Annotated in this window: 10 protein-coding genes and 2 pseudogenes; 4 read left to right on the forward strand and 8 right to left on the reverse strand. The window is 61.4% G+C overall.

Translation table 11 applies throughout. From position 1 onward, the window contains the following. Window positions 1-26 precede the first annotated feature (26 nt). A complete protein-coding gene (locus WH5701_RS03060) occupies window positions 27-1,568 on the reverse strand; it encodes an IS5-like element ISSysp4 family transposase (protein ID WP_006170457.1) in 1,542 nt (513 codons plus the stop codon). A 199-nt stretch (window positions 1,569-1,767) separates the two neighbouring features. Here WH5701_RS03060 and WH5701_RS03065 point away from each other — a divergent pair, with 199 nt between their 5' ends. Then, on the forward strand, window positions 1,768-2,139 hold the full coding sequence (locus WH5701_RS03065) for a transposase (protein ID WP_006170458.1): 372 nt from the start codon (window positions 1,768-1,770) through the stop codon (window positions 2,137-2,139). A 207-nt stretch (window positions 2,140-2,346) separates the two neighbouring features. Here the strand turns inward: WH5701_RS03065 and WH5701_RS03070 are convergent, their stop codons facing one another. The 3 genes and pseudogenes from WH5701_RS03070 to WH5701_RS03075 all read right to left on the reverse strand — a co-directional run bounded on the left by WH5701_RS03070 (window position 2,347) and on the right by WH5701_RS03075 (window position 5,174). Then, entirely contained in the window at window positions 2,347-3,381 is a 1,035-nt protein-coding gene (locus WH5701_RS03070; RefSeq protein WP_006170455.1) for an IS5 family transposase, read from the reverse strand. A 223-nt stretch (window positions 3,382-3,604) separates the two neighbouring features. Then, window positions 3,605-3,794, reverse strand: a pseudogene (locus WH5701_RS16580) (transposase); the annotation flags it as partial. A 276-nt stretch (window positions 3,795-4,070) separates the two neighbouring features. After that, window positions 4,071-5,174, reverse strand: a complete 1,104-nt coding sequence (locus tag WH5701_RS03075; protein WP_050751368.1) for a transporter substrate-binding domain-containing protein — start codon at window positions 5,172-5,174, stop codon at window positions 4,071-4,073. A 471-nt stretch (window positions 5,175-5,645) separates the two neighbouring features. Here WH5701_RS03075 and WH5701_RS03080 point away from each other — a divergent pair, with 471 nt between their 5' ends. Continuing rightward, on the forward strand, window positions 5,646-5,996 hold the full coding sequence (locus WH5701_RS03080) for a hypothetical protein (protein WP_006170460.1): 351 nt from the start codon (window positions 5,646-5,648) through the stop codon (window positions 5,994-5,996). 273 nt (window positions 5,997-6,269) lie between these two features. Next, window positions 6,270-6,446: a hypothetical protein gene (locus WH5701_RS17425; RefSeq protein ID WP_006170461.1), complete on the forward strand. Its 177-nt coding sequence runs from the start codon at window positions 6,270-6,272 to the stop codon at window positions 6,444-6,446. 260 nt (window positions 6,447-6,706) lie between these two features. Here WH5701_RS17425 and WH5701_RS03085 read toward each other — a convergent pair whose 3' ends face one another. The 4 genes and pseudogenes from WH5701_RS03085 to WH5701_RS18765 form a co-directional block, all read right to left on the reverse strand. Next, on the reverse strand, window positions 6,707-9,505 hold the full coding sequence (locus WH5701_RS03085; protein ID WP_037979492.1) for a cation-transporting P-type ATPase: 2,799 nt from the start codon (window positions 9,503-9,505) through the stop codon (window positions 6,707-6,709). 284 nt (window positions 9,506-9,789) lie between these two features. Further along, on the reverse strand, window positions 9,790-12,069 hold the full coding sequence (locus tag WH5701_RS03095; protein ID WP_006170463.1) for an ATP-dependent RecD-like DNA helicase: 2,280 nt from the start codon (window positions 12,067-12,069) through the stop codon (window positions 9,790-9,792). Between the two features lie 11 nt (window positions 12,070-12,080). Next, on the reverse strand, window positions 12,081-12,335 hold the full coding sequence (locus tag WH5701_RS03100; protein WP_006170464.1) for a hypothetical protein: 255 nt from the start codon (window positions 12,333-12,335) through the stop codon (window positions 12,081-12,083). Between the two features lie 12 nt (window positions 12,336-12,347). Further along, window positions 12,348-12,515: pseudogene (locus tag WH5701_RS18765) on the reverse strand (DUF1651 domain-containing protein); the annotation flags it as partial. 252 nt (window positions 12,516-12,767) lie between these two features. Between WH5701_RS18765 and WH5701_RS03105 the strand changes: the two are divergent. Next, entirely contained in the window at window positions 12,768-13,760 is a 993-nt protein-coding gene (locus tag WH5701_RS03105; RefSeq protein ID WP_006170466.1) for an efflux RND transporter periplasmic adaptor subunit, read from the forward strand. Window positions 13,761-13,768: the final 8 nt, after the last annotated feature.

Genomic DNA, 13,768 nt, shown 5'->3' on the forward strand with positions numbered 1-13,768 from the left:
CCAGAGATGCCTGTGCCGTGATCATCTCAGCATGTAGCCAAACTCAGTCCCGATGAAATGAGCAGCGTGGGGCGCCTCTTAGAGGCGATACATACCATTAGCAAGCCTTGGAATATGGCAATCAATACAAAAAGAAGCTCCAGGAGCTTCTCGAGGTTCATGACCAACAGATTCATGGCGATGGTGCAACCTGAGGTCTCGGCCAGCTTCTCACGAACGAGCCCAAGCCCGAAACGGCGTTTCCCTTGGCCGAACTTCCCCTCTACACCGTTGCGTTGCCTCTGATCATCGAGAGCGATCTTCTTCTCTGCAGCGACGAGATCAGGATCATTTTTTGGCCTGCCAAGACGCGGCCCGCTCAAGCGAATTCCATGCCTCATGCATAAGGCGCGATTGGATCGTGTGCGATAGATCTGATCAGCACAGACAACCTTTGGATAAAAGCCATGGCGACGGTGAAAAGTGCGTACCTGGGATTTTAGGTCTTCTCCTTCGTTGTAGGGATCCCAGCTGAGACGATCCAGGAATGCAAACCCATCGCCACTGACCGAGATCGAGATCTTGGCACCGAATTCAACATTATTTCTGGTCTTGCCACGAACGATTGGCCTGATGTGAGGTTGTGTCAAGCTGACGATTCGATCCTGAATACTTCTGGTGTCTGAGTGATACAGGATCTTTTGCTGCCTCACCAGCTCACTGATCACCAACAGCTTGCGATACCAATGGCGACCAGCCGCCAAAACTCTTGCACCGCAGGCGATCAGAGCATCGATACTGGACAGGTTCCGAGCCAGATGCCGGAGCTGCTGACCAATGGCCTTGCGAATCTTGCTGAGGCGCGGACGCTTCTTCTTGGCCACCGCCAGGAATTGACGACGGGCCTGACGCTGGTTGGTTCTTGGTTTGTGGCCAAACACATCACGCACTTGCTTGTGCATCTCATCAATCAGCTTCTCTGTCGTTTCGCGGGCTTCATTGAGAAGAGAGAGATCAGTGGGATAGCGAATATCGCTGGGCACGCATGTGGCGTCAATCAGAAGGATTCCTTGATGCCTCTTGGGCGCCTTCGCATCTTGGCTGGGGCGTTCAAGAGCGGCAGGCACTGATCCGTCACCATCATCAGGATCATCATTGTCGCCTTGTTTATTCTGCGCAATTTGTTGTTTGCCATGCCGGACGATCCGCTCGTTGCAGTCATTGATGGTCTTCTCTGGCAGCCGACGACGGAAATACACCATCATCGAGGGATCAAACGGTGCCTCGAACTGGAAGCCTTCCAAGCCAAGAAAGAACTGAAGATAGGGATTTTCCTTGATCTGCTCAACGAGCTCTTCGTCGGTGACCTGCAAGCGCTCCTTGATGATCAAGGCACCAAGGGCCATGCGAAAAGGCTTGGCAGGCGCTCCGAACCCCTTTGAAAACTGCGAGGCGTAGTGATGCTCCAGCTCATCCCAAGGGATCAGATCCGCCAACTTCACCCAGCGGTTATCCCCCGAGAGCTTCCCGCCGAATGGGAGGAAGAAATCATCAAAGGAGAGCTGATTGCCTTCCTTGCGGCGGTACATGTGGAAAACTTGGTGCAGCTTTTCGGCTCAATCCAGCCGATTTGCGCACATTATACCGCCATAGAAGTGCCCAGATCCACTGCACTGCAAGCGGTCTGGAGATCTTCAGGAAGCCCTACTTAAGGAACCCCTGAAAAACTCGCTAAACTCACTCAAGATCCAAGACTGAGACTGGAACGGATGGCCGAACCCCTCCAGCTTGGCTTCACGGACAACGAGCAGATCTACGCCAAAAGGGGATCAACACCTCATCTACGGGGATGCCGGCCACATCGGCGTCGAGAAACGTGTCGATTTCCAGGACTGCGAAGCTGAGTTCAGGATTGCCATGAAGCCCGGCCAGAGCAGAGTGCTTCCAGAGACATCAGAGGGCAGGCTTCTGGATCTGATTGAGACGGCGAAGGCCCACTTCCGCGCCAAAGTTGAGCATCCCTTTCGAATCATCAAATGTCAGTTTGGCTTCCGGAAGGTCTTCTACAGATGGATACGCAAGAACGACCTCATACTGAAGTTGCTTTTTGCCCTGGCAAACCTCTGGATGGTTCGGGAACGAATACCTGATTCAGCGTGAAGCAAGGGCTTAGTGTGTCTATAAAATCGATCATCATCCAGAAATCAAGCCAAAACGCATGGTGGAAACTACCTAAGGGCACCTCGAAATATTGCCACTACCCAGGCTGCCTTGAGAAGCAAAATGCTCATCCTCTGCACGTGCAGATCCGCCTGATGACTGACATTCATGACTTAAATGCGGGATAATTATCCCGTTGCCGAATGATCAGACAGCCAGCATTGCCTTTGAGTTGCAATGCAGGTATCGAAGAAAGTTGTAAGTCAGATTACGCAGTCCCCACCAAGCTTTCGTTCTGGCCAGTCCAATCCGCCTTGTCAGCTTGCCGCGCATGCAGGTTGTGATTGCACCAAAGACATGCTCAACCCTGGCCCGTACAGTTGATCGGACCTTGTTCCGTTCCTTGGCCTCCTCGCTCAAGGGATGGCAGCGTGAGCCCTTTTCATGAATTCGGCTCTCAAAACCACCCAGGTCCAGGAGATCCTCAAACTGAGCACCTGCATAGCCAGAATCAGCCCAGACAAAGTCATCCCTATTTTCAGGGTCTAGCACCTGCGTAAGCATCTGGCTGTCGTGAATATTAGCTGGGGTAATGGCAAATCTGCGAATGAAGCCGTGAGTGGCATCAATGCAGATGCTGTTCTTGTAGCCGTAGTGGTTGACGCCATTCTTCTTGACCCAGCGAGCGTCAGTGTCCTTCTGGCGCAAGCGGTTTGGCTTGTCCAACCACTTCTCTGGAATGGCTCCATCCTTGATGGTCTTGTTCTCCTCCCTTGAGTTTCGCTGTTTGGGAACTGGGACAAGTGTTGCATCGATGATCTGCCCACCACGGGCCTCCAGCCCATGGGTCCGCAGGTGCTCCTCAAAACGTTCAAAAAGCTCATCGACAACACCCGCCTTGCGGAGCCGCTCGCGGAAGAAGGCAATAGTGGTGGCATCGGGAATGGTGTTCATCACTCCCAGTCCGACAAACTCCTCGAATGAGCGTCTGTCGTTGACCTGAAATTCCAGCTCCTCATCACTGAGGTTGAACAGCTGCTGCAGCACCAGCATCTTGAAGAGGATGATCGGATCAATCCGCTTACGGCCAGCATTGCTCTTGCGTTCATGGCTGTAACCCTGCTCCAGCAGTGGCCTGAAGGCATCCCAGGGAATCGTCTCGGACAGGGTCGCTAACGTGGGCTTCTTCTGCTGAAGCCTGTGGATGCGCTTCTCCTCATCCCAGAATCCACGCTGTCCCATTCAGCTGTGTTGAACTGAACCAATTCTATTGCATATTTCATAGGCTGTCAGGGAGCGACGTAGATTTTTCGAGGTGCCCCTAAATATCTTTTCAAGGGCTGCCCTGAGCGAAAAGTGGGCAACATCTGCTCAGTATCGCCTCATTGACGAGAATGAGACTAGATTATTCGGATTAAGGCGTCTTGACCAGAGGTTCCCTAACTGAGGGTGACCTTGGTTCATGCAGCGGACGATCTCTGTTCTTGGTGAACGTGGTCGGGTGCCAGTCGGATCGTCGGGACTCAGGCCTACAAACCAGCGGAAGATCAAATTGTAATCGAGCTGCTCGAGTGGCAGACTCTCATGCGGATGCCATAGAACGGATGCAGTAACGAGGCGAGCAGCAATTGCTCTGGCGGCACCGATGGCCGTCCTTATGAGAAATACTGTGACCTGGAGGGGGATGAGGTGCAGATGCAGGTACGGTGCCCTTTCTCCAAAGGCGATGAGATACACCCACTCTCTTTCGGCTTGGACCACGGATGGGGTTCACGTCAACGTGACTGCCTCTGGGTCTGGTCGCGGAGGACATCGAGACGCAGCCGATGCGCAGCTGACGTTCACCACTGGTCACCTTGAGACGACGATATGAGATGACGGCCCGGAGGTGCCCCGCCCCATCACCACGGCCATCTCCATCAAGGCCACGGTCAGGGACCCAGCCAACGGTTCGTGATCTCTTCGATGTGGCCGCTGCGGTGCAGATCCAGCAGGCTTAGGTTGAGGGGCAGGCGAAGGTCGCTCTGCGCGGGAATCACCAGGCCGTAGGTATCGGTGGCAAGGCTGAATGAAGCAAGGTGAAGATCAGCCTCTGGATGCTGACGCAGGTAGTACTGCAGCGCCGGCTGATCGAAGACCAACCCATCCACCTCGCCGCGCTTCACCAGCGCCACCGCATCAGAGAGTGAGTCGCTGACGCGCACCCGGGCACCAGCCGACTCTCCCCAGCGCCGGCTGGTGGTGCCGGCCACCACCGCCAGTCGAGCCCCTCGCAGATCTTCTGGATCGCGGATGCTGGATGTCCCCACCTGCGCGAGCGAGACCGTGAAGGCCGAAGCGAGGCCGGCCGTAATCGACGACACCGCCAACAGGGTCACCACCATCCAGACACCCGCGATGATCCGCCCCGCTTTGGTGAGCGGAGCCTTGTCGCCGTAGCCGACGGTGGTGAGCGTGACCAGGGCAAACCACATCCCACTGCCCAGACCGCTGAGATAAGCACGAGGAAACTGAGCGTCATTGCGGCGCCGCTCCGCCAGCCAGATCAGGTTGCCAACCAGGAACAGGGAGAGCAGAAGAATGCCCACCGAGGAAAGCGCCGCCAGGCCGAAAAACGGACGGATGCGCTGCCAGAGCGAGGACGGCTGGGCTGGCAGGAGCACGCCCACCTTCCCGTAGAAATACGGCTGGGTGAAGGTGATCCGGCCAGGCCGCAACCGCTCGGCCGTGATGCTGATCGGCCCGATCGCCAGATCGAGTTCCCCCTCGCCAACGGCCTTCACATTGGCCTCGGTGCTGGGCATCGGCACGAGCTCAAAGTCGAGATCGTTGGCGCCGGCGATCTCCTCCCACACATCCACGCTGATGCCTTCGGCGCCTTCGGCCGTCTCCCCAGGGGTGCGGATCACGAATGGAGGAGAACCGCTCACTCCCACCCGTAGTTCGCGAGCTGGGGACGGGACAGGCCGAACGACAGGACACACAAGGGCCGCAGCGAGCAGCAGGAGCAGGGGGCGACGGTGAGCTGCCCTCATTGGCCTGATCGGTTCTGGCGTTGGACAGTCTCCCTCTGGGCAGGCGCGAATCATGGTTCCTTCTGGTGGCACGACACACCTAACCCAAGCTCTCCTTGCCATCGAAGCGACCTCAAAGCACAAAGCGCCAGATTCGACGAGCTGGCTCGCCGAGATGCCCTGGCTCACAACGGATCTGAACAGAATTCGCCATCTCGGCAATCCGCTTACCTCTGCTCGGGGTGTTGACAACCACTCACTCTATGTTAAGATCGAAATAACGGATAACCAGTTCGCTTCTGGTCCATATCAATAATCAGCGCTTGCCAAAGGCTGTGGCAGTGCCATGTGAGCGCTCGATTTTTTGGATTCCAGAAGTGGACCTTAACTCTGCCATCACTCATTCCGGTGAATAGCTGGATTTGTCTTCCAGGCACTCCCGAGAAGCAATGCGCAAGGGTGCTCCGTTGTTGAACTTCAGGAGAAACATTCATGACCACCACCCATAACCCGATGCCGACCACCAGCAGCGAAGTGGATCAGCGACGCGCCAATGAACAGCTCCGCCAAGCGATCCTTGACAAGAAGCAGGCTCAAATCGAGGCATGGTCCGCCCAGATCGATGAAATGCAGCAAAGACTGCAGAGTGCTGCTGAAAGCGTTCGCGGTGAAACCGAGAAGCGGCTGGCCGAGCTGCGCCAAGCCCGTGATCAGGCCAATGTCCAACTGGAAAGCCTCCAGAAGGCCACTCAGGACAGCTGGGAATCCCTTCTTCAGCAGAGCGACACGTTCTTCCAGGAGCTTGCTGGGCGATTCCACGAGTTCGTGAGCAAGCAGAGCTGATCGGCAGCGCTGGGGTGCCCCCTGCACGCCTCAAGCGGATTGACACACCCCGGTGTTCGATCTCTCCCAGGCGCTGCGTCGTGTACGGCCGCTGGCACGGGCTGCTCAGCTCGTCCGCTGCACCAGCGAGGAGGCCGAGGCCTTCTTTGGCAGCACACCGATCGGGTACGGGTGCTCGACTCCCTCCCCTAACGGCCTGCAGTCCTGATCAGCGATGCAGCCGGTGGCCTCCACTGGTGCATCGGCGGGAGTCATGGAAGCCTCGACCCCTCGATGCTGCAGGACCACGAGCTGTTCCTGGCCCGGCTGCTTGATAACCGCTCCACCTACCCACAGCTGCAAAGTGGTGCCTGCCCGGGCATCGAGGCCATCGACGGCCCGGATGGACTGGCGGAACAACTGCTCACGGCCGCCGTGGCCTCCGTCGACCCAGATCAGATTCACACCTGAGGATCGTCCATACATCAGAAACTTTTATTTTACGTTGTCTCCCATGCCTTTCCCGCACCACTCTGTTCCGCCCGTTGCTCTGAGATGGCAGAGGAATGGTGAATTGGCGCCTCAGGATCTTTTCAGTCTTGTCTGTCGGCTGCGCGCGGTGGAGCCGGGTACCCATTGCAATGAGCTGTGGCGCCTAGGCCAGAAGTATCCACGCGTTTCCCCTTTTGGGCGGACACCTCGTAGGCACTGAGCGATCCCGTACCAGAACATCAGGCATCGGCATGGGCGCGGCGGCGCCATAGCCGCCACATCTTGTCCAGCTCCAGATAGAGGAAAAACAGCAGGCTGAATCCCACGCAGATGGCCAGATCATGAAGGCACAGCGGCGTGGTCACGAAGAAATTGGAAAGGGCCGGCACGTAAAGCAGCGCCATCTGCAGGGCGGAGGTGACAAGCACGGCCCAGAGCAGCCAGGGATTGGAGAACGGATTCACCTGCACCAGGGGTAGATCGCTGCGGGCTGTCAGGGCATGGCCCATTTGGGCCAGACAGAGCGTGGTGAATACCATCGTCTGCCATGGGGCCCCAGATCTGAAGGCATAGACCATCAACACGATCGTGATCGCCGCGAACACCACACCGATGCGCAGGACGTAACGGCCGATCCCCCTGGCGAAGATCGATTCACCCGGCTCGGCCGGCGGCCGTTGCATCAGACCCTCCTCGCCGGGCTCCAGGGCCAGCGCCAGGGCGGGGAAGCCATCGGTCACCAGATTCATCCAGAGGATCTGGAGGGGGGTGAGGGGAACGCCCACCAGGCCGAGCAGCGGCGCCGAGGCGATGGTGATCAGCTCGCCGACGTTGCTGCCGAAGATGTACTTGATGAAGCGGCGGATGTTGGCGTACACCAACCGTCCTTCCTCGACCGCATTGACGATCGTGGCGAAGTTGTCATCGAGCAGCACCATATCGGAGGCTTCCTTGCTTACCTCGGTGCCGGTGATGCCCATCGCCACGCCGATGTGGGCCTGCTTCAGGGCCGGGGCGTCGTTGACGCCGTCGCCGGTCATCGCCACCACCTGGCCATTGGCCTGCAGCGCTTTGACGATCCGCAGCTTCTGCTCGGGCGGCACGCGGGCATAGACGCTGCAGCGGCTGAGGACCTCCTGGAGCCTTGCGTCGTTGAACTGCTCAAGCTCCCTGCCCAGCACCACCTCCGCCTCCCCATCCAGCAGGCCGATGGCCTGGCCGATGGCCCGGGCGGTGAGAGGATGGTCGCCGGTGATCATGACCGGCCGGATGCCGGCCTCCCGACAGCGGGCCACGGCCACGGCCACTCCCGGGCGGGGCGGATCGAGCTGGGCCATCAGCCCGAGCAACACCAGATGATCGAGCGCTTGCTCGGGGCTGGAGTGATGGGGCGCGCAGCCGAAAGCAAGCACCCGGAGGCCGGAAGCGGCCAGACCCCGGGCCTGCTCCAGCCACCAATGCCGCTGGGAAGCATTGAGCGCCGTCACACCATTGCCGCCGATCCAGCGATCACAGCTGCGGAGGATCACCTCAGGCGCCCCTTTTGTGATCAGCAGGGTGTGGGATGCGCTGGCCACCTCCCCAAGGGGGTGTTGCAGGGTGCCCTCGCTGTCCTCCACCCACACCGCCATCAACTGGCGCTCCGAGCTGAAGGGAATTTCAGCGGTGCGTCTGTACCGGCTGCGGAGGGCGAAGACATCCAGCTGGGCCTTGCCGGCAGCCACCACCAAGGCCCCTTCGGTGGGATCGCCCAACACATCCCAGCTGCCATCCTCTGCCTTCTTGAGCTCGGCATCGCTGCACAGCACCCCGGCCGCAAGCAGCAGATCCCTGGCACCAGCGGTGATCCCAGCCACCGCACCCTCGGGGGCGGTGAGCTCAGCTGGAGTGAAGGAGCCGTGGGGGTCGTAGCCCTGGCCACTCACCACGATCGATTGGCTGCCGCAGCGCAGCTCCACCACCACCTGACGGTTCAATGTGAGGGTGCCGGTCTTGTCGGTGCAGATCACTGTGACCGAGCCGAGGGTCTCTACGGCGGGCAGGCGGCGGATCAGGGCGGCTCGCTGCACCATGCGCTGGGTGCCGATCGCCAGGGTCACGGTGATCACGGCGGGCAGACCCTCCGGCACGATCGCCACGGCCATGCTGAGCGCCACTTCCAGCAGGCCCAGCAACGGCTGGCCGAGCAGCCAGCCTCCCAGCACCACCACGGCCACCAGGGCCAGTGCCGAGATGACCAGCACGTTGGCCAGGCCATCAAGCCTCTCCTGCAGGGGGGTCGATTCACCCCCGGCGGTGTTGATCAGCTGGGCGATCTGGCCCAACTCCGTGTCCATACCGGTGGCGGTCACCACCGCCGTGCCACGCCCCCGCACCACCTCGGTGCCCTGAAACAGACAGTTCTGCCGCTCCAGCACCGGGGTGGAGGCCTCCAGCAACAGATCCGCCTTCTTGAACACGGCCTCGGCCTCGCCGGTGAGGGCCGCCTCGCGCAGGCCCAGCTCTGCCGCCTCCAGCAGCCGGGCATCGGCGGGGACCCGATCGCCCGCTTCCAGGCGGATCAGATCGCCAGGCACCAGCAGCTCGCTCGAAAGCCGCTCCCAATGAGCGTCACGCCGAACCGTGACCAGGGGCTGGGCCATCTCACGCAGCGCCAGCAGGGCCTGTTGCGCCCGGCTTTCCTGGATATAGCCCAGCAGGGCGTTCAGCCCAACGATCAGCACGATGGCGATCGCATCTTTCGGGAAGCGATGGGCCTGGAAGGCGATGGCGGCCGACATTGCGGCCACGGCCAGCAGCATGAGCAGCATGATGTTGCTGAGCTGATCCCAGAGGATGCTCAGGTGGCTGCGGCCGGCTGCCAGCTCCAGCCGGTTGGGTCCCTGCCGGGCCAGGCGCTCGGCCGTCTGGGCCGTGCTCAGCCCCTCGGTGCTGGCATCAAGCTCCCGGAGGCAGTCCTGGGGAGTGAGGCTGTGCCAGGCAGGCGGAACAGGGCGGCTCAACGGTGACAGGCTGAAGTTCAAGTCACTTTTTCGCATCACAGAACACTGTCGTTGTCGCTGGGGAAAGCCACTGGAATCAGCTCCCTGCTGGAGGCGCTCTGGGAGGACTCCTGCAGGCCCGACTGAGCCCGCCCGAAGTGAAGGTCAGTCGCTCCTGGCGGTGCTCAGCAAGCTCCTCTGCGGCCTTGGAACAAGTCTGGGGATCACGAGCGCCGATCGCGTTGCGGGGGTCGATGGCTGGCAGGTTCTGCCCGGGCTGATCCCCAGGGGATTGCCCGTCCAGGGATTCGCCAGCACGGCGCTCCTTTCACTACTGCTGGTCAGCTGAGCCACTCCGCCAGCTTGGTGAAACGCCTGCGGCCCAGGTGGTTCTTCACGGCCATGGCCAGGGCTTTCTTCTGCCCCACCAGCACCACCAACTGCTTGCCACGGGTAATGCCGGTGTACACCAGATTGCGCTGCAGCATCGCGTAGTGCTGGGTAAGCAGGGGAATCACCACGGCGGGGTATTCGCTGCCCTGGCTCTTGTGGATCGTGCAGGCATAAGCGGGAACCAGGTTGTCGAGTTCCCCCCAGCCGTAGGTCACCTCCCGGCCGTCAAATCGCACCGTCAATTCACTGGCATCGGCGTCGATCGTTTCCACGGTGCCCACATCGCCATTGAACACCTCCTTCTCGTAGTCGTTGGCCACCTGCATCACCTTGTCGGCCGGCGCGAACCGCCAGCCGAAGCGCTCCACCTGCTCGGTGGGATCCGGGTTGAGCAGGTGCTGCAGCTCGATATTCAAGGAGCGGGAGCCGCAACCACCGCGGGCCATCGGGCAGAGCACCTGCACCTGGGCGATCGGATCGAGGCCGAAGCGGGCCGGGATGCGTTCGCCCACCACCTTGAGGATCAAGGCCACCGCCTGCTCGGGTGTCTCGGCAGGAAGGAAATAGAAGTCGGTGGTGGCCTCAGCCGGTGGGGGGCGCAGATCGGGGATGGTGCCGGCGTTGATGGCGTGGGCGGTGGTGATGATGCGGCTGGAGGCCGCCTGGCGGAACACCTCCGTGAGCCGGGCCACCGGCAATGCGCCGCTGTTGATCAGATCAGCGAGCACCTGGCCGGGCCCCACTGAGGGCAGCTGGTCGACATCACCCACCAGCAGCAGGGCAGCCTCTGGTGGCAGGGCCTCAAGCAGGGAGGCCATCAAGGGCACATCCACCATGGAGGTTTCATCCACCACCAGCAGATCGCACTCCAGCTGCAGCTCGGCGCTGCGCTTGAAGCCGAAGGCCGCCGGGTCGAACTCCAGCAGCCGGTGGATCGTCTTGGCCTCCAACCCGGTGGTTTCACCCATCCGCTTGGCGGCCCGGCCGGTGGGGGCGCAGAGCAGGATCCGCAGCTTCTTGGCCGCCAGGATGCGCAGGATGGCGTTGATCAAGGTGGTCTTGCCCACCCCAGGCCCACCGGTGATCACCAGCACCTTGCTGGAGAGGGCCTGCTCCACCGCTGCCTTCTGGCTGGCAGCCAGCTCAAGGCCCAGACGTTGCTCCACCCAGCCCATCGCCTTGCCGGCCTCGATCGTTCCCCAGGGCGGGCGGCCTTGCGCCAGCTCCTGAAGAGCCGCCGCGATGCGCCGCTCATCGCGGTGCAGATTTGAAAGGAAGATCGCCGGCTCAGCGCCCAGGGTGTCGGCCACCAGGGAGCCCTCGCTCAGCTCAAGATCCAGGGCGCTCTGGATCAGACCGCTCTCCAGGGGCACCCGCTTGGTGGCGCCGGTCTCATCGAGTGGCCCACTGGGCCGCTCCACCGCCAGCAGTTCACCGGCCAGCTTGAGCAGCTCGGCGCTGGGCAGGCCGCAGTGGCCATCACCGCTGGCCTCCAGCAGCGCGTAGTTGATCCCAGCCCGCAGGCGGATCATGGCCTCAGGCTCGATGCCCAGCCGTGCAGCGATCGCATCGGCGGTGCGGAAGCCAATGCCGCGGATGTCACGGGCCAGGCGGTAGGGGTTTTCGGCCATCACCTGCACGGCGTCATTGCCGTACGTCTTGAAGATCCGCACCGCCCGGGCTGTGCCGACACCATGGCTGTGCAGGAAGACCATGATTTCGCGCACCACCTTCTGATCCGCCCAGGCCTGGCTGATCCGCTGGCCCCGCACCGGGCCGATGCCGGGCACCTCCCGCAGGCGCTCCGGGGCCTGCTCGATCACCTCGAACACCTGATCCCCGAACACCGCCACAAGCTTGCTGGCGTAGATCGGGCCGATGCCGCGGATCATTCCCGAGCCCAGGTACTTCTCAATTCCCTCGGCGGTGGTGGGCGCTGAGGCCCTGAGGAAGGAGGCCTTGAACTGCTGGCCGTGCTCCCGGCTGTTCACCCAGGTGCCGCTCACCGTCACCCATTCGCCAGCGCTGATCTCAGCGGCATGACCCACCACCGTCACCAGCTCGCGGTGGCCGCGGGCCTTGATGCGCAGCACGCAGAAGCCGTTCTCGGCGTTGTGGAAGGTGACACGCTCGATCGAGCCCGCCAACACCTCGGTGGGCTGCGGGCTGGCCTGGGCAGGATCGGTGGGAGACGGGCGTGCCAGGGCAAGAGTGGCCTGTTCGCTCACCTTTGCAGGGTTCAGCCTTGCGCGTGGCGCAGGGTGCGCCAGTGAACGCTCTCGGTGCTCACCTCCCCTCCGAGGCCAATCGGGCTGTCACCTGGGTGGCCGTCGCGGCTTTCGCCGATCCGGTTCCACCAACGCCTGGCGAAGTCCCACGCCTCCTCGGACGATTCGACGTGCTTATTGAGCTCCGGGTGGGGCTGACCCTGTTGATCCACCATCCGGTAGCGGCGTGGCTGGGGGCTGGTGCTCATCAGGGAGGTGTCGGCCATCGGTGCTGGCGATCACCATTGGGAACTGCAGGCCTGCCAGCCCTTCTGACGCAGTTCACTCCAGAGCTTGAGGGCTTCCTTTCGGCTCAGCTTCTTGCGCTTCTTCAGCAGTGGAATCGGCTCCCCACTCAGCCACTCACCGCTCGTGATCTCCAGCCGCTGGATGTGGCGATCCCAGGTGCTGCGCTTACGACCGACCCGCTGGGAGCGCTAATGGACGCGAGCCTGGTCAGGTGCCTGCAACTGCGTCTGAGCAGGGGGAGGCCAAGATGACACACAAGTTCGCGGTCACTTTCCATGTCGTTGCGTGCAGTTTCTGTGCGCGTTCAGGCACCCCGCCATTGGGGTCTGCCTCTGGCGACGGGGGTGCTGACGCTCATCTCTACCGGCTGTTCCAACCCCCCGGGACCACCAAGAGAAGGGCCACTGCCGGTGCAGACAGAGCCCGCCCGGCTGGCTGACTTCAGCACCAGCGTCGACACGGTGAGCAGCCTCGAGGCCCTTGATCTAGTCCAGCTTTCCGCCCAGGCGGGCGGCAGGATCGAGCAGATCTTGGTGCGCCAAGGCAGTCAGGTCCGAAAAGGTGACCTGCTGTTGGTGCTGGATCAGGAGCAACAGAAGGCCGACGTCATCAACCTGCGAGCCAAGGCCGCCACCGACCAGCTCAACTACGAGCGCTACGAATCACTTGTCCGCCAAGGGGCCGCCAGTCCCATACAGCGGGATCAGTTTCGCCAGGAATCGATTGCATCCAGGGAAGCCCTGATTGCAAGGGAGGCAGATCTCCGCTTCCGTAACCTGCGCGCACCGATCAGCGGCATAGTCGCCGATCTGCAGGTCAAACAGGGTGACGTGATCACGAGTGGTGACCCCTTCACCAAGCTGGTGCGAAACGATCGGCTAATGGTCCGAATAGAGATACCGGTGGTTTACGCCGAGCGGGTGCGGATCGGCCAGCCCGTTTTCCTCAGCGACCCGGCCACAGACCGCCCTCTGGCCAACGGCCGAGTGAAATCGATCGATCCGGTGGTCGGCGATGGGAGTCAGACGCTGCTGGCCAAGGCTGAGTTCGATAACCAGGGCGGCCGTTTACGCAACGGCGTCAAGGTCCGCACGCAATTGGTGCTGGAGCAAAGCCAACAACTCTCGGTGCCGTTCAAGGCCGTGCAGCAGCTCCCCGGTCAGAGCTTCGTGTTCATCCCCGGAAGCCTCACCCAGCTCCGCGCCAACCCCGACAGGGCTGACCTGGCCTCCCTCGCCAAGCTGCCACCCACCACCCTGGTGGCCCTGCAGCGTCCTGTGGTTCTTGGGCCGCTCCAGAACAAGCGCTATCCAGTGTTGAGCGGCCTCAGCCCTGGAGAGACCGTGATCACATCCAACCTGATCAACCTCCGTCACGGTCTTCCGATTCAGCCCAAGCCCTGATCCGCCGT

The organism is Synechococcus sp. WH 5701 (genome assembly GCF_000153045.1).
GTDB classification, from domain to species: domain Bacteria; phylum Cyanobacteriota; class Cyanobacteriia; order PCC-6307; family Cyanobiaceae; genus Regnicoccus_A; species Regnicoccus_A antarcticus.

Excerpts from the sequence above, each read along its gene's own strand:
- WH5701_RS03100 (WP_006170464.1), bottom strand. The coding sequence starts at position 12,335 with ATGGCCGACACCTCCCTGATGAGCACCAGCCCCCAGCCACGCCGCTAC.
- WH5701_RS03080 (WP_006170460.1), top strand. The coding sequence starts at position 5,646 with ATGACCACCACCCATAACCCGATGCCGACCACCAGCAGCGAAGTGGAT.
- WH5701_RS03070 (WP_006170455.1), bottom strand. The coding sequence starts at position 3,381 with ATGGGACAGCGTGGATTCTGGGATGAGGAGAAGCGCATCCACAGGCTT.
- WH5701_RS03060 (WP_006170457.1), bottom strand. The coding sequence starts at position 1,568 with ATGTACCGCCGCAAGGAAGGCAATCAGCTCTCCTTTGATGATTTCTTC.
- WH5701_RS03075 (WP_050751368.1), bottom strand. The coding sequence starts at position 5,174 with ATGAGGGCAGCTCACCGTCGCCCCCTGCTCCTGCTGCTCGCTGCGGCC.
- WH5701_RS03085 (WP_037979492.1), bottom strand. The coding sequence starts at position 9,505 with ATGCGAAAAAGTGACTTGAACTTCAGCCTGTCACCGTTGAGCCGCCCT.
- WH5701_RS17425 (WP_006170461.1), top strand. The coding sequence starts at position 6,270 with ATGCTGCAGGACCACGAGCTGTTCCTGGCCCGGCTGCTTGATAACCGC.